This is a genomic window from Kitasatospora sp. NBC_01287 (assembly GCF_026340565.1).
Taxonomy (GTDB): Bacteria; Actinomycetota; Actinomycetes; order Streptomycetales; family Streptomycetaceae; genus Kitasatospora.
The window spans coordinates 2,749,370-2,764,464 of the sequence record NZ_JAPEPB010000001.1; the positions used below are offsets into that span (position 1 = coordinate 2,749,370).

12 protein-coding genes and 1 riboswitch are annotated in these 15,095 nt (G+C 76.3%); of the genes, 9 read left to right on the forward strand and 3 right to left on the reverse strand.

Annotation, left to right across the window (positions count from 1 at the left end):
- Nucleotides 1-140: 140 nt before the first annotated feature.
- Entirely contained in the window at nucleotides 141-857 is a 717-nt protein-coding gene (locus tag OG455_RS11440; protein WP_266292724.1) for a helix-turn-helix transcriptional regulator, read from the reverse strand.
- Between the two features lie 237 nt (nucleotides 858-1,094).
- Nucleotides 1,095-1,233, forward strand: a riboswitch (cobalamin riboswitch).
- 54 nt (nucleotides 1,234-1,287) lie between these two features.
- On the opposite strand from OG455_RS11440, the gene OG455_RS11445 reads away from it, so the two are divergent.
- The 6 genes from OG455_RS11445 (at nucleotide 1,288) to OG455_RS11470 (ending at nucleotide 9,600) form a co-directional block, all read left to right on the forward strand.
- Entirely contained in the window at nucleotides 1,288-2,241 is a 954-nt protein-coding gene (locus OG455_RS11445) for a cobalamin biosynthesis protein (RefSeq protein ID WP_266292726.1), read from the forward strand.
- Entirely contained in the window at nucleotides 2,238-3,761 is a 1,524-nt protein-coding gene (locus OG455_RS11450; RefSeq protein ID WP_266292728.1) for a cobyric acid synthase, read from the forward strand. The genes OG455_RS11445 and OG455_RS11450 overlap by 4 nt, the downstream gene beginning before the upstream one ends.
- A complete protein-coding gene (locus OG455_RS11455; protein ID WP_266292730.1) occupies nucleotides 3,761-5,938 on the forward strand; it encodes a putative cobaltochelatase in 2,178 nt (725 codons plus the stop codon). Before OG455_RS11450 ends, OG455_RS11455 begins: the two co-directional genes overlap by 1 nt.
- 4 nt (nucleotides 5,939-5,942) lie before the next feature.
- A complete protein-coding gene (gene cobO, locus OG455_RS11460) occupies nucleotides 5,943-6,548 on the forward strand; it encodes a cob(I)yrinic acid a,c-diamide adenosyltransferase (protein ID WP_266292732.1) in 606 nt (201 codons plus the stop codon).
- Nucleotides 6,549-6,560: 12 nt separating this feature from the next.
- The gene (locus OG455_RS11465; protein WP_266292734.1) at nucleotides 6,561-7,949 is read left to right on the forward strand and encodes a cobyrinate a,c-diamide synthase; all 1,389 of its coding nucleotides are present in this window, start codon (nucleotides 6,561-6,563) and stop codon (nucleotides 7,947-7,949) included.
- A 145-nt stretch (nucleotides 7,950-8,094) separates the two neighbouring features.
- Entirely contained in the window at nucleotides 8,095-9,600 is a 1,506-nt protein-coding gene (locus OG455_RS11470) for a ricin-type beta-trefoil lectin domain protein (RefSeq protein WP_266292736.1), read from the forward strand.
- 102 nt (nucleotides 9,601-9,702) lie between these two features.
- Here OG455_RS11470 and OG455_RS11475 read toward each other — a convergent pair whose 3' ends face one another.
- Nucleotides 9,703-10,434 carry an SDR family NAD(P)-dependent oxidoreductase gene (locus tag OG455_RS11475; RefSeq protein ID WP_266292738.1) on the reverse strand — a complete coding sequence of 244 codons (732 nt, stop codon included), beginning with the start codon at nucleotides 10,432-10,434 and terminating at the stop codon, nucleotides 9,703-9,705.
- Between the two features lie 49 nt (nucleotides 10,435-10,483).
- Between OG455_RS11475 and OG455_RS11480 the strand changes: the two genes are divergently transcribed.
- Nucleotides 10,484-10,990: a MarR family winged helix-turn-helix transcriptional regulator gene (locus tag OG455_RS11480; RefSeq protein WP_266292740.1), complete on the forward strand. Its 507-nt coding sequence runs from the start codon at nucleotides 10,484-10,486 to the stop codon at nucleotides 10,988-10,990.
- Nucleotides 10,991-11,143: 153 nt separating this feature from the next.
- Nucleotides 11,144-12,589, forward strand: a complete 1,446-nt coding sequence (cobC, locus tag OG455_RS11485; RefSeq protein ID WP_266292742.1) for an Rv2231c family pyridoxal phosphate-dependent protein CobC — start codon at nucleotides 11,144-11,146, stop codon at nucleotides 12,587-12,589.
- A 27-nt stretch (nucleotides 12,590-12,616) separates the two neighbouring features.
- Here the strand turns inward: cobC and OG455_RS11490 are convergent, their stop codons facing one another.
- On the reverse strand, nucleotides 12,617-13,612 hold the full coding sequence (locus tag OG455_RS11490) for a DUF5937 family protein (protein WP_266292744.1): 996 nt from the start codon (nucleotides 13,610-13,612) through the stop codon (nucleotides 12,617-12,619).
- Nucleotides 13,613-13,682: 70 nt separating this feature from the next.
- Between OG455_RS11490 and OG455_RS11495 the strand changes: the two genes are divergently transcribed.
- Entirely contained in the window at nucleotides 13,683-15,002 is a 1,320-nt protein-coding gene (locus tag OG455_RS11495; protein ID WP_266292746.1) for an MFS transporter, read from the forward strand.
- Nucleotides 15,003-15,095 lie beyond the last annotated feature (93 nt).

The following is a 15,095-nucleotide window of genomic DNA, read 5'->3' on the forward strand; positions in this document are numbered from 1 at the left end:
CTCCCCAGAGTGGTGACGGCAGGTCGGAGACGACCTGCCCAGTCCACCGCGCGCCATGCCACCCGGCCACCGCAACGCCGCCGTCCGGGCGCCGTCCAAGATGCCGCCCGAGTGCCGCCCGAGTGCCGCCCCGGGGTGTCTCAGACCCGCAGGCCGCCGGTGTCCTCGCGGGTCAGCAGGCTCCAGAAGCGGTCGACCGGCTCCTGCTCCGGCTCCGCCGGCCGGGGCGCGGCCGGGGCGGCGGGGCCCCAGCTGCCCGTGCCCCAGTGACCGCTCACCTGGTACTCGCTCCGCAGCGCCGCCAGTACCCGGCCCAGGGTGTCGCGGTGCACCGGCACCAGCTCGGCGACCGCCTTCAGCTGCGCCTGCCAGCGGCCGTCCACGCACTGGCGCAGCCGGTCCACCAGCTCCTGCTCGGCGCCCCGCACCCGGACCAGGTCGCGCAGCGTCAGGCCGAGCACCTCGGCCAGCGCGGCGCCCTGCTCCTCGCTGCCGGTCCAGCGGCCGGTCCGCTCCACGGCGGCGTAGGCGCGCGGGTCCATCCCGATCCGGGTCGCGGTCTGCTCCTGGTTGAGCTCCCGGGCCACCCGGAAGTCGCGCAGCGAGTCGGGGGCCACGCCCATCAGCTGCGCCGCCGGGCACCACAGCGCGCGGGCCAGCGCGATGAACTCCTCCTCGGTCGGGCGGATCTCCCCGCTCTCCCAGCCGATCACGTGGCCGGGCAGCAGCCGCACCCCGTGCGCGGCCAGGCCCTGGGCGACCTGCTCGGGGGTCAGGCCGAGACCGACGCGATGAGCGCGGGCGGCCCGGGGGGAGAACGGGACCGGGGTGGGGGCCGGCGGCCGGCTTCTTCGCATGGGCCGACGCTAGGGCCGGGGTCGACCCGCCCCCAGTCGCCGAACACACGAAGCCGCGCGACGGGCCCGGGGCCGCCCTTGGACGATTCACCAGCGCCCGGCGCCCCGGCCGCGCCGCTACTCGGAGGTAGCAACGGTTCCGCTGCTCCGGCCCGTCGTGTGATCAACCAGTCCCGGGGCCTGGTTGACTCCCGCTTCGCACGCGTGATGGGATCCGTTGGCCAAACGGAGGCAAGTAGAGGAAGCCGGTGCGAATCCGGCGCGGTCCCGCCACTGTCACCGGGGAGCACGCCCGACGCACGGTCACGGCGGCCCGCCACAGGGTCGTTGGAAGGCCCGGGTGTGCGTTCTACCACCCGGGGAAGCCAGGAGACTCTCGCCGCCGGTACGTCGATCCAGGGCGAGGACCCTGAGTGAGGACACGCGACACATGGCGGGGGTTCCCCACCGCGCGCTGCCGTACGCCCTGGGCGCCCTGGCCGGCTATGCCGCCGACGCCCGCTTCGGCGATCCCCGGCGCGGCCACCCGGTGGCCTTCTTCGGGCGCGCGGCCGCCCGGCTGGAGCGCGCGCTCTGGCGCGATGACCGCGGCGCCGGCGCGCTGCACACCGCACTCTGCGTGGGCGCGGTGGCGGGCGGTGCCGCCGGGATCGGACGGCTGCTGGGACGGGAGAGCGCCGCGCTGACGGCCGCCGCCACCTGGACGGTGCTCGGCGGCAGCTCGCTGGCCCGCGAGGCCCGCACCATCGGCGACGCGCTGTCGGCCGGCGACCTGGCGGCCGCCAGGCAGCGGCTGCCGCACCTGTGCGGGCGCGACCCGAGCGAACTGGACGAGCAGCAGATCGCCCGCGCCGTGGTCGAGTCGGTGGCAGAGAACACCGCCGACGCGGTGGTCAACGCCCTGGTCTGGGGCGCGCTCGCGGGCGCGCCCGGCCTGCTCGCCTTCCGCGCCGTCAACACGCTGGACGCGATGGTCGGCCACAAGTCGGCGAGGTACCGCCGGTTCGGCTGGGCCGCGGCCCGACTGGACGACGTGGCCGGCTGGCCGGGCGCCCGGCTGACCGCGCTGCTCACGGTGGCGGCCGCCGAGGACCGCGGCCGGGCCTGGCGCGTCTGGCGCCGGGACGGCGGCGCGCACCCGAGCCCGAACGCCGGGCAGGCCGAGTCCGCCTTCGCCGGCGCGCTCGGCGTGCGCCTGGGCGGGACGCTGCGGTACGGGGAGCACGTGGAGCACCGCCCGGTGCTGGGCGGCGGGCAGCGCCCGGTGGCGGTGGCGGACATCGAACGGGCCTGCCGGCTGTCGCGCCGGGTCGGGCTGCTCGCGCTGGGGACGACGGTGGCGCTGCGGTTCGCCGTGCCCGTACGGAGGGGACGACGGAGATGAGCAACGCGCTGCTGGTGGCGGGCACCACCTCGGACGCCGGGAAGAGCGTGGTCACCGCCGGGATCTGCCGCTGGCTGGTCCGCCGGGGCGTCAAGGTGGCCCCGTTCAAGGCCCAGAACATGTCACTCAACTCGATGGTCACGCTGGACGGCGCCGAGATCGGCCGGGCCCAGGTGATGCAGGCGCAGGCCGCCCGGGTCGAGCCCGAGGCCGCGATGAACCCGGTGCTGCTCAAGCCCGGGGCGGACGGGCGCAGCCAGGTGGTGCTGCTCGGCCGGCCGGTCGCCGAGGTCGGCGCGCTCGACTACCGCGAGCGCAAGCCGTACCTGCTGGAGCGCTCGCTGGAGTGCCTGGCCGACCTGCGGCGCCGCTTCGACGTGGTGGTCTGCGAGGGCGCCGGCTCGCCGGCCGAGATCAACCTGCGCGACCGCGACATCGCCAACATGGGACTGGCCCGGGCCGCCGAGCTGCCGGTGGTGGTGGTCGGCGACATCGACCGCGGTGGCGTCTTCGCCGCGATGTTCGGCACCCTGGCGCTGCTCTCGCCCGAGGACCAGCGGCTGGTGGCGGGCTGGCTGGTGAACAAGTTCCGCGGCGACGCCCGGCTGCTGAAGCCCGGCCTGGACATGCTGCACGAGCTGACCGGCCGTCCGGTGCTCGGCACCCTGCCGATGCTGAAGGGCCTGTGGCTGGACGCCGAGGACTCGCTCGACCTCACCACGGCGGTGGACCGCGAGGACACCGCCGGGCCGTTCGGCGCCGACGTGCTGCGGGTGGCCGTGCTGCGCTTCCCGCGGCTGTCCAACTTCACCGACCTGGACGCGCTGGCCCAGGAGCCCGGGGTGCTGGTGCGCTGGGCCACCAGGCCCGAGGAGCTGGCCGACGCCGACCTGGTGGTGCTGCCCGGCACCCGGGCCACCGTCGCCGACCTGGCCTGGCTGCGCGAGCGCGGGTTGGCGCGGCCGCTGCGCGAGCGGGTGGCGGCCGGGCGGCCGGTGCTCGGGATCTGCGGCGGCTACCAGATGCTGGCGCGGGAGATCGTGGACGAGGTCGAGTCGAAGGCCGGGCCGGTCGACGGGCTCGGCCTGCTGCCGACCCGGGTGGTGTTCGGCGTCGGGAAGGTGCTCGGGCGCCCGGTCGGCGAGGCGTACGGCGAGCGGGTCGAGGGCTACGAGATCCACCACGGGGTGGCGTCCGTCGAGGGCGGCACCCCCTTCTTGGACGGCTGCCGCCAGGGCGCGGTGCGGGGCACCACCTGGCACGGCGCGCTGGAGAACGACGGGTTCCGCCGCGCCTTCCTGCGCGAGGTCGCGGCCGAGGCGGGGCGGGCCTTCGTGCCGGCGCCCGGCACCTCGTTCGCCGCCGCGCGCGAGGCCCGGCTGGAGCGGCTGGGCGACCTGATCGAGGAGCACGCGGACACCGACGCCCTGTGGCGGCTGATCGAGGGCGGGGCCGGCGACGGCCTGCCGTTCATACCGCCGGGAGCACCGGCGGCGCGCGCAATGGAGGGTGAGAGCTGATGAGTGACGTCCGATACCCGTTCACCGCGATCGTCGGGATGGCGGACCTGCGGCTCGGCCTGCTGCTCAACGCGGTCTCGCCGGCCGTCGGCGGGGTGCTGGTGCGCGGCGAGAAGGGCACCGCGAAGTCGACCATGGTGCGGGCGCTGGCCGGGCTGCTGCCCACGATCGCGGTGGTGCAGGGCTGCCGGTTCGCCTGCGACCCCGCCTCGCCGGACCCGCATTGCCCGGATGGGCCGCACAGCGCCGGGACGGACACCGCCGGGACAGGCACCGCCGGGACAGGCACCGCCGGGCCGCACGGCGCCGGAGCGTCGGCGGAGCGGGCCGCGCGGCTGGTCGAGCTGCCGGTCGGGGTCACCGAGGACCGGATCGTCGGCTCGCTGGACCTGGAGCGGGCGCTGGCCGAGGGCGTCAAGGCCTACGAGCCGGGCCTGCTGGCCCGCGCGCACCGGGGCGTGCTCTACATCGACGAGGTCAACCTGCTCCAGGACCACGTGGTCGACCTGCTGCTGGACGCGGCCGCGATGGGCCGCTCCTACGTGGAGCGCGAGGGCGTCTCGGTTCGGCACGCGGCGCGGTTCCTGCTGGTGGGGACGATGAACCCGGAGGAGGGCGAGCTGCGGCCGCAGCTGCTGGACCGGTTCGGGCTCACCGTGGAGATCGCGGCCACCCGGGACCCGGCCGAGCGGGCCGAGGTGGTGCGGCGCCGGCTGGCGTACGACGCGGACCCGGCCGGCTTCGCGGCGTCGTACGCGGCCGAGGAGCGGGCGCTGGCCGGGCGGATCACCACCGCGCGGGCGCTGCTGCCCTCCGTGGTGCTGGGCGACCCGGCGCTGCGTCAGATCACCGCCGTCTGCGCCGCCTTCGAGGTGGACGGCCTGCGGGCGGACATCGTGATGGCGCGCACCGCGGTCGCGCTGGCCGCCTGGGACGGACGGACGGCGGTGGTCGAGGAGGACGTGCGCCGGGCCGCGCGGCTCGCGCTGCCGCACCGGCGCCGGCGCAACCCGTTCGACGCGCCGGGGCTGGACGAGGAGCAGTTGGACCGGACGCTGGACGAGCACGCCGAGCAGCCGGAGCCGCCCGAGGACGGCGGTCCGGAGGGCGGTCCGGAGGGCGGCCAGGACGACGACCCGGACGGTGGCGGCGACGGTGGTGGCGGCGGGAACGGTGGCGGTGCTCCCGAGCCGTCCGAGCCGGCCGGACCCGGCGCCCCCGACGCCACCGCGGGCGCACCCGCCTCCGACGCACCCGCCTCGGACGCACCCGCCGAGACCGCCCCGCCGCGGCTGCCCGGGCCCGGCGGCGCCCCCGCGCGCGAGTCGGCACCGGTGGCGGCCGGCGAGGCCTACCGCACCCGGCTCTTCAAGGTCCCCGGCACCGGCCAGGGCACCCAGGGCCGCCGCTCCCCCGCCGAGACCGACGGCGGGCACACCATCAGGTCGCGCGCGCCGCGGGGCCGGCTGACCAGGCTGCACCTGGCCGCCACCCTGCAGGCCGCCGCCCCGCACCAGGTGGCCAGGGGCCGCGCGGGGCGGGCGCTGCTGCTGCGCGGCGAGGACCTGCGCGAGCAGGTGCGCCGGGGCCGCGAGTCCAACCTGGTGCTCTTCGTGGTGGACGCCTCCGGCTCGATGGCCGCCCGGCAGCGGATGACCGCCGTCAAGGGCGCGGTGCTCTCGCTGCTGATGGACGCCTACCAGCGGCGGGACAAGATCGGCATGATCACCTTCCGCGGCACCGGCGCCGAGCTGGCGCTGCCGCCCACCTCCTCGGTCGAGGTCGGCGCGGCCCGCCTGGAGCGGCTGCCCACCGGCGGGCGCACCCCGCTGGCGGCCGGCCTGCTGCGCGCGCACGAGGTGCTGCGGCTGGAGCGGCTGCGCGACCCGCTGCGCCGCCCGCTGCTGGTGCTGGTCACCGACGGCCGGGCCACCGGCGGGCGCACCGCGCTCGCCGAGGCCGAGCGGGCCGCCGGGCTGCTGGCCGCGCAGGGCACCGCCGCCGTGGTGCTGGACTGCGAGTCCGGGCCGGTCCGCCTCGGCCTGGCCCGCACCCTGGCCGCCCACCTGCACGCCACCAGCGTCACCCTGGACGACCTGCGCGCCGAGGGCGTGGCCGCCCTGGTGCACGCCCATCGTTCCCCCCGGCCGTCTCCCTCTTCGCGAAAGGCAGCGTGATCCGATGCCGCAGGGCCAGCCCGAGGTCGTCCCCAACGACGGCCTGACCACCCGTCAGCGCCGCACCCAGCCGATCACCGCCGTGCACACCGGGCCCGGCAAGGGCAAGTCCACGGCCGCCTTCGGGCTCGCGCTGCGGGCCTGGAACCAGGGCTGGCCGATCGGGGTGTTCCAGTTCGTGAAGTCCGCCAAGTGGAAGGTGGGCGAGGAGAACGCGCTCAAGGTGCTGGGCGCCTCCGACGAGGGCGGCAGTGTCGTCTGGCACAAGATGGGCGAGGGCTGGTCCTGGATCCAGCGCTCCGCCGAGGCCGAGGTGAGCAGCGAGGAGGCCGCCAAGGAGGGCTGGGCGCAGGTCAAGCGCGACCTGGCCGCCGAGACCTACCGGCTCTACGTGCTGGACGAGTTCACCTACCCCATGCACTGGGGCTGGATCGATCCGGCCGAGGTGGTCGAGGTACTGCGCGGGCGTCCCGGCTCGCAGCACGTGGTGATCACCGGCCGCTACGCGCCCGAGCCGCTGCTGGAGGTGGCCGACCTGGTCACCGAGATGACCAAGGTCAAGCACCCGATGGACGCGGGTCGCAAGGGCCAGCGCGGGATCGAGTGGTAGGCCCGTAGATCCATGCAGCTGCCCCGCCTCGTCATCGCCGCGCCCTCCTCGGGTGCGGGCAAGACCACCGTCGCCACCGGCCTGATGGCCGCGCTCACCGCGCGCGGCCTGAAGGTCTCACCGCACAAGGTCGGCCCCGACTACATCGACCCGGGCTACCACGGCCTGGCCACCGGCCGCCCGGGGCGCAACCTGGACGCCTTCATGTGCGGGCCCGGGCTGATCGAGCCGCTGCTGCGGCACGGCGCGGCCGGCGCGGACCTGGCGGTGGTCGAGGGCGTGATGGGGATGTTCGACGGCGCCTCGGGGCGCGGCGAGCTGGCCTCCACCGCGCACGTGGCCAAGCTGCTGCGGGCGCCGGTGGTGCTGGTGGTCGACGGTTCCTCGCAGTCGCGCTCGGTGGCCGCGCTGGTGCACGGCTTCGCCTCCTGGGATCCGCAGGTGCGCCTGGCCGGGGTGATCCTCAACCGGGTCGCCTCCGACCGGCACGAGCAACTGCTGCGCGAGGCGCTGGAGGAGGGCGCGGGGGTGCCGGTGCTCGGCGCGGTGCGGCGCAGCGCCGCCGTGGCCACGCCCTCCCGGCACCTGGGCCTGGTGCCGGTGGTGGAGCGCTCGGCCCAGGCGGTGCGGGCGGTGGCCGACATGGGCGAGCTGATCGCCGCCTCGGTCGACCTGGACGCGCTGCTGGCGCTGGCCCGCTCCGCCCCACCGCTGACCGCCGCGCCCTGGGAGCCGGCCGCCGAGGTCACCGCCGTGCCGGGGCCGCCGCCGCGGATCGCGCTGGCGGCCGGCCCGGCCTTCTCCTTCTCGTACGCCGAGAACGCCGAACTGCTCGCCGCGGCGGGCGCCGAGGTGCTCCCGTTCGACCCGCTGCACGACACCGGACTTCCTGACGGTACGTCAGGACTGGTGATCGGCGGCGGTTTCCCCGAGGTCTACGGCGCCGAGCTGAGCGAGAACGCCCCGCTGCGCGCCGCGATCGCCTCCCTTGCCGCCGCCGGCGCGCCGATCGCCGCCGAGTGCGCCGGACTGCTCTACCTGGGCCGCGAGTTGGACGGCCGCCCGATGTGCGGCGTGCTGGACGGCACGGCCCGGATGACCGAACGGCTCACCCTGGGCTACCGCGAGGCGGTCGCGCTGCACGACAGCCCGCTGGCCGCCACCGGTACCAGGGTGCGCGGCCACGAGTTCCACCGCACCGCCTGCGAGCCCGCCGCGGGGCCCACGCCGGCCTGGGGTTGGCGCTCCCCCGACGGTGCGGCGGTCACCGAGGGCTTCGCCACGTCGAACGTGCACGCCAGCTACCTGCACCTGCACTGGGCGGGCGCGCCGGGGGTGGCGCGGCGGCTGGTCGCGGCGGCGGGGGCGGGGCTTTCGCCGCACTCGGCTACCCGCGGGTAAGTCCGGGGCCGCCGAGGTCTTTCGCCGCCCGGGTGTCGTGGCGGAGAATCGCACGGCCGACCGCCGACCACCGTCCGCGGCCGGCCGTGCGACCACCGCGGCCCGCACCAGCGGGTCGCCGGCTCCCCCACCCAGGAGGACTCCCGTGCCGTTCCCGGTGTTCGAGCACAAGCGCTTACTCCCCCGGCGCGCACTCCCCCGGCGTGCCGCCAAGGCCGCCATCGCCGTCGCCGCCACCCTCGCCGTCGCCACCGGCGCGCTGCTCACGACGCCCACCCCCGCGTCGGCCCAGCCCGGTTCCTCGTCCGACGCCTTCAACAGCCTGACCGCGCAGAGCCACTCCGACTGGATGTCCCAGGTGCCGGACGGCACCGGACTGGGCGCCATGTCGATCCCCGGCACGCACGACACCCTCGCCATCCACGGCGGCCTCGCCCCGTGGGCGTACGAGGCGCAGGAGGACCACGGCGACAGCGCCGCGACCCTCACCGCGCAGCTGGACGCCGGGATCCGCGCCATCGACATCCGGGTGCGGGTGATCGGCGGCGCGTTCGCGATCCACCACACCGACGTGTACCAGGACGCGAACTTCGACGACGTACTCACCCGCGCCCAGGCCTTCCTGACCGCGCACCCCGGCGAGACGATCCTGATGGACCTGCACGGCGAGTGCGACGCGGACAGCACCGAGGGCGGCAGCGGCAGTTCCTCGATCGGCCACTGCGCCGACGACCCGTCCAACACCACCACCGCCGACCGGATCGGCGTCTTCGACGGCTACCTGGCCCGCTACCCGGGCCTGTTCTACGCCCCCACGGTCACCGGCACGAGCACCGCCGCGACGCCCTCCCTCGGCCAGGTGCGCGGCCACATCGTGCTGACCGACTTCACCGGCCCGGTCGGCGAGGTCTACCCGGGCTTCGGCCTGAGCCAGTTGACCGGCGGCGAACCCGGCGGCGGTGTGGAGAACGACTGGGGCCAGTGCGACCTGACGAAGAAGTGGAACGAGGCGCAGAGCAACCTGGCGAACGCCGCCGCCGACCCCACCGGCGCGCTGTACGTCACCTACACCTCGTCCAACTGCGCACCGCTGGGCGCCGATCCGGCCGACATGGCGGGCGGCTACCTGGGCGGTGAGGGCGAGAACCAGCGCCTGCTGGACCGGCTCGACGCCGGCGCCCCCGGCAAGACCGGCATCCTGCGGATGGACTTCCCCGGCTGGGCGGTCGTCGCCGGCCTGATCGACCGCAACCCGGGGATCTGGCGCAGCGGCCAGGTCACCGCGGGCATCCCCGGCAAGTGCCTGGACGACTACACCGACGCGACCGCCCCCGGCGCCACCGTCGACCTCTACAGCTGCAACGGCACCCCCGCCCAGCAGTGGCGCCCGGCCACCGACGGCACCCTGCGGATCAACAACCTCTGCCTCGACGTCACCGGCGCCGCCACCGCCCAGGGCAGCCCGGTGGAGCTGTGGGGCTGCAACGGCGGCGCCAACCAGCAGTGGACGGCGGGCGCGAACGGCGCGCTGGTCAGCGCCCAGTCGGGCCGCTGCCTGGACGACCCGTCGTCGAGCACGGCGGACGGCACCCGGCTGCAGATCTGGTCCTGCAACGGCACCGCGGCGCAGGCGTGGGCGCTGCCCTCCTGACCGCGCTGCCCTCCTGACCGCGCCGCCCCCTTGACCGCAGGGCGGCCCTGAGCGCACGGCGGTGATCGGGGCCCGGTCGGCAGGCCGGCGGGTGGGCCCCGGTCAGCGCCCGTTGAAGGAGCCGCCGTTGAGGTGCAGGACCTGGCCGGTCAGGTGGCCGGCGGCCGGGGAGGCCAGGTAGAGCGCGGTGCCGGCCAGGTCGGCTGGGGTGCCGGCGCGGCGGTTGGCGGCCTGGGAGATGTTCCAGGCGCGGCGCTCCGGGGAGATGCCGGAGCCGAAGAACTCGGTGTCCTCGATGTAGCCGGGGGCGATCGCGTTGGCGGTGATCCCCTCGGGGCCCAGCTGCTGGGCCAGGGTGAGGGTCCAGGCCTCCACCGCGGCCTTGGCGGCGCCGTAGGAGCCGGAGCCGCCGCGGTGGGCGGCGATCGAGCTGATGTTGACCACGGTGCCGCCGGGGCGCAGCCGCTCGCGCAGGGCGGTGGTGACCAGGACGGCGGAGAGCAGGTTGGCGGTCAGGTTGGCCTGCCAGGCGGCGGCCAGCGCGGCGAGGTCGGCCGGGTCGGTGGGCTCGGCGCCGATGTCGGTGTTGCCGCCCGCGTTGTTCACCAGCACGTCGACGTGCTCGGGGAGTTCGGCCAGCGCGGCGGTCACCTGGGCGGGGTCGGCGGCGTCGAAGGCGACCGCGCGGACGGCCGGGCCGAGCTCGGCCGCGGCCCTGGCCAGCACGTCCTCGCGACGGCCGGTGATCACCACCTGGTCGCCCTGCTCGGCGAACGCGGCGGCGACCGCCCGTCCGATCCCGGTACCGCCTCCGGTGACGATGATCCGGCGCATCGGCGCACTCCTCTCGTTTAGACCTAAACGTTGATGGCACACTAGCACCATGCCCGAACCCGAGGACGACCTCGCCGCCGCCATCGCGCGGGCCTGGCAACGCGAACAGCCGGCGCTGCCGGTCGGCTCGATCCCGATCCTGACCCGGATCAGGCAGGCCGCCAAACTGCTCACCGACGACCGGCGGCGCACCCTGGCCCGGGTGGCGATGGACGATGCCACCCTCGACCTGCTCAGCACCCTGCGCCGGGCCGGCCCGCCCTACCGCCTGAGCACCCGCGAGCTGGCCGCCCGCTCGCTGATCACCGCGGGCGCCGTCACCCAGCGGGTGGACCGGGCCGAACGGGCCGGCCTGGTGCGGCGGCTGCCCGCCGAACCGGGCAGCCGGGCGGTGCCGGTGGAGCTGGCCGAGGGCGGGCACGCGGCCGTCGAGGCGGCGGTGGGCGATCTGCTGCGGCACGAGCAGCGGCTGGTGGACGCGGCGCTGGACGGGCCGGAGCAGGTAGAACTGGGCAGGCTACTGGCCAAGTTGCTGGCCTCGCTGCCCCGGGGGTAGCGCGGGGGGCCGCGGCGGGGGCGGCGGCCTTGCCGCGTCGCCCGGGGCAGACCTGGGGACGGACCGAGGACGGACCGGGGACGGGCTGGGGACGGGCTGGGCGGCCCGCCGGGCGCGTGACATGATTCCGGGGCGCGGAGGGAGAAACCACAGGTGAGCGGTACGGAGAGCGGCGTGGTGGTCGGCGTCGGAGCGAGCGTCGGAGTGGCCGAGGCGGAGGTGCTCGACCTGATCGGCGCGGTGCTGGCCGAGGTCGGGGTGGCAGCCGGGGCGGTCCGCCGGCTGGCCACCGTCGAGCAGCGGGCCACCGAGCCGGGGCTGCTCGGGGCCGCCCGGACGCTGGGCGTGCCCCTGGTCGGGCACCCGGCCGGTGAGTTGGGCGCCGTCGCGGTGCCGAGCCCCTCGCCGGCGGTGCTGGCCGCGACGGGCACGGCGAGCGTGGCGGAGGCGGCGGCGCTGCTGGGTGGGGGTGAACTGCTGATCGGCAAGCGGAAGTCGGCCAGGTCGACCGTGGCGGTGGCCACCCTGCCGACGGTCGTCACCGCCGAGCCCGCTGCCCCCGCTGCCCCCACCGAGCCCGACCTGCGCCACCACGGCGACGCGGAGGTCCGCGGCGCGGGCCTGGTCGACCTCGCGGTGAACGTCCGCACCGGCACGCCGCCCGCCTGGCTGCGCGCCGCCCTCACCGCCGCGCTCGGCGACCTCGCCGCCTACCCCGAGCAGAGCGCCGCCCGGGCCGCCGTCGCCGCCCGGCACGGCCGCCCGGCCGCCGAGGTGCTGCTGACCGCCGGTGCCGCCGAGGCCTTCGTGCTGCTGGCCCGCACCCTGCGCCCGCGCCACGCGGTGGTCGTGCACCCGCAGTTCACCGAACCCGAAGCCGCGCTGCGGGACGCCGGGATCGCCGTGCACCGGGTGCTGCTGGAGGCCGCCGACGGGTTCCGGCTCGGCCCGGACGCGGTGCCGGAGCAGGCGGACCTGGTGGTGATCGGCAACCCGACCAACCCGACCTCGGTGCTGCACCCCGCAGCCGCGCTGGCCGCGCTCGCCCGCCCCGGGCGGACCCTGGTGGTCGACGAGGCGTTCATGGACACCGTCCCCGGCGAGACGGCCTCGCTGGCCGGCCCGCACCAACTGCCCGGGCAGGTCGTGGTGCTGCGCAGCCTGACCAAGACCTGGGGGCTGGCCGGCCTGCGGATCGGCTACCTGCTGGCCCCGGCCGCCCTGGTCGCCGAGCTGGCCGGGGCCCAACCGCTCTGGCCGGTCTCCTCGCTGGGCCTGCTCGCCGCCGAACTGTGCAGCGCGGCGCCCGCGCTGGCGGAGGCCGAGGCGGCGGCGCGGCAACTCGGCGCGGACCGGCGGCACCTGCTGGAGCGGCTGGCGGCACTCCCCGGGGTGCGGGTGCACGGCACGCCTGCCGCCTCCTTCGTGCTGATCGAGCTGGCGGGCGCCGACCGGGTGCGCGAGCGGCTGCGCGCGGCCGGGTTCGCGGTGCGGCGCGGGGACACCTTCCCCGGGCTGGGCACCGACTGGCTGCGGCTGGCGGTGCGCGACCGGGCGACGGTGGACGCGTTCGCCGAGGCGCTGGCGCGCTGCCGTTAGCGGGCCGGGCTGCCGATAGCGGGGCGGTCAACCTGCCCCGGTGAGCAGGGAGTCCGCGAGCGAGGTGCGCTGGTAGAGCACCGAGCGGCCGGACCGGTGGGCGGTGACGATCCCGGCGGCGCGCAGCGCGCCGAGGTGCTGGGAGACACCGCCGGCCGACATGCCGGTGCGCAGCGAGAGTTCGGTGGTGGAGGCGGGGGCGGTGAGTTCGGCCAGCAGCAGGGCGCGGGAGCGGCCGAGGACCGCGGCCACCGCGTCCGGCACCTCGACGGCGGGCTGCTCCCAGAGCACCCCGACGCCCCGGCTCGGGTAGCAGATCTGCACCACGTCCGGCGGCCGGTTGACCACCAGGACCCCCGGGCCCACGAACGCCGAGGGGACCAGCAGCAGCCCGCGCCCGGCCAGCTCCGCGGAGTTGTCGCAGACGGACTGTGGCAACCGCAGCACCTCACCGTCGTCCTGCCACTCCAACCGCGCGTCCAACTCGTACAGCACCGCCGCGGCGCCCTCCGCGGCGAAGCGGCGCGAGCGGTGCAGCACGTCCGCCTCCAGCACCGCGCGCACCCGGGGCCAGTACGGCGCGAGCGCGACCTGCCAGTAGCGCCTCAGCTCGCCGAGCAGGCGGACCAGGCCCGCCGCCGGGTCCGCGGCGAGCTCGCGCACGGCCGGGGCCCAGGGCGAGAGCCTCTCCAGGTCGGCGCGGATCCGCTCGGGGGTGGTGGCGGCCAGCACCGAGAGCTCGGACTCCAGGGCGAGTTCGGCGCGCGGGCCGGGGGCGGCCGAGGGCGGCGGCGGATTGAGGAAGTCGGGGATGTAGCCCTCGGCCGGCACCAGGTCGAGCAGCAGGCTGCCGGCCAATCCGGCGGCGGCCAACCGCGGCCTGGTCCGCTCGGCCCAGCGGCGGTGCAGCGGGCGGGCGGTGGGTGAGCCGAGCACCCGGAGGCTGGTCACCACCTCCCAGAGCGGCGAGTACGCCAGCCTGGTGTGCGCCAGGTCACGGGCCGAGAAGCCGAGTTCGAGCACGAGATCCCCTTTGGATTCAGGCCTGCCTGAATGAATGGTGCAACCCCACCCACCGCCGCAGGATTCCCGCATGACCTCCCGGCTCACCACGCCCACCCCCACCGACACGCCCACCCCGCTCCCCACCCCCGCCTCGTTGTCCACCCCGCTCGCCACCCCGTTGTCCACCCCGGCGTCCACCTCGGCGTCCGTCCCCGCCCCGCCCGCGAGCTGGTGGCATGCCCGGTTCGGCGGCTTCAGCGGGCCGTTCTGGGTGGTGATCGGCGGCACGGCGGTGACCCGGATCGGCAACATGGTGCTGCCGTTCCTGGTCTTCTTCCTCGGCGCCCGGCACGTCCCGAGCGACCGGCTGCCGCTGGTGCTGGGCGCGCTCGGGGCGGGCGGGCTGGTCGGCCCGGTGCTCGGCGGGCTGCTGACCGACCGTTTCGGCAGCCGCCCGGCGATGATCTCCGGGATGCTGGCCACCGCCGCCGCCCAAGGACTGCTCTTCGCCGCCCCGACCCCGGCGGCGCTGATGCTGGCGGCGGCCGTTCTGGGCGCCGCGGGCAACGTGCACCTGCCGGGCGCGAGCGCGGTGGTGGCCGACTCGGCGCACGGGGACCGGCGGCGGACCGCCTTCGGGCTGTTCCACTGGTCCATCAACGTCGGTACGGCGGTGGCGGGTGCGGTCGGCGGCTTCCTCGCCGAACACGGCTACGGCCTGCTCTTCGCGCTGGACGCGGCCACCTGCCTGGCCTACGCCGTGCTGGTGGCGACCCGGCTGCCGCGCTCGGCCGGGCGGGCCACCGCGCGGGGCGCGGACGACGGCGGCGGCTACCGGATCGTGCTGCGCGACCGGCTGCTGCTGGCCCTGCTGGTGCCGATCGTGCTGGCCGAGGCCCTCTACGCGCAGACCGAGTTCACCCTGCCGCTGGCGATCCGCGACCACGGGCTGCCGCCCACCGTCTTCGGCCTGGCCGCGGTGGTCAACGCGCTGCTCGTGGTGCTCCTGCAGCCGTTCGCGTCGGCCTGGGTGGTCCGCTTCGACCGGGTCAAGCTCTGGGTGGTGGCGGGCGCCCTGGTGACCACCGGCATCGCGCTGACCGGAGTGGCGAGCAGCGCCTGGGGCTTCGCGCTGACCGTGGTGGTGTGGAGCCTGGGCGAGGTCTGCACCAGCGGGGTGTACGAGTCGATCGTGGCCGACCTGGCGCCGGCCGGCGGCCAGGGCCGCTACCAGGGTGCCGCGGGGTGGGCGCGCGGGCTGGCCAGGTTCGGCGCGCTGGTGCTGGGCTCGGCCGTCTACACCGGCCTGGGCCCGGCCGCGCTCTGGTGGGGCTGCGCGGTGGTCGGGCTGACCGCGGCGACGATCCTGCTGCTGGTCGCGGGACGGGTCCGGGCGCGCACCGCGTGAAACGCCGTGCGCGCACCGCGTGAAACGTCGCCGCCCGTCCACCCACGAGGGGCGGACGGGCGGCGACGCGGCGTCAGGTGACGGTGACTTGAG

Bases quoted from the DNA above. Each gene is read 5' to 3' on its own strand.
- OG455_RS11440 (WP_266292724.1), bottom strand. From the start codon at position 857: ATGCGAAGAAGCCGGCCGCCGGCCCCCACCCCGGTCCCGTTCTCCCCC.
- OG455_RS11445 (WP_266292726.1), top strand. From the start codon at position 1,288: ATGGCGGGGGTTCCCCACCGCGCGCTGCCGTACGCCCTGGGCGCCCTG.
- OG455_RS11450 (WP_266292728.1), top strand. From the start codon at position 2,238: ATGAGCAACGCGCTGCTGGTGGCGGGCACCACCTCGGACGCCGGGAAG.
- OG455_RS11455 (WP_266292730.1), top strand. From the start codon at position 3,761: ATGAGTGACGTCCGATACCCGTTCACCGCGATCGTCGGGATGGCGGAC.
- cobO (WP_266292732.1), top strand. From the start codon at position 5,943: ATGCCGCAGGGCCAGCCCGAGGTCGTCCCCAACGACGGCCTGACCACC.
- OG455_RS11465 (WP_266292734.1), top strand. From the start codon at position 6,561: ATGCAGCTGCCCCGCCTCGTCATCGCCGCGCCCTCCTCGGGTGCGGGC.
- OG455_RS11475 (WP_266292738.1), bottom strand. From the start codon at position 10,434: ATGCGCCGGATCATCGTCACCGGAGGCGGTACCGGGATCGGACGGGCG.
- OG455_RS11480 (WP_266292740.1), top strand. From the start codon at position 10,484: ATGCCCGAACCCGAGGACGACCTCGCCGCCGCCATCGCGCGGGCCTGG.
- OG455_RS11495 (WP_266292746.1), top strand. From the start codon at position 13,683: ATGACCTCCCGGCTCACCACGCCCACCCCCACCGACACGCCCACCCCG.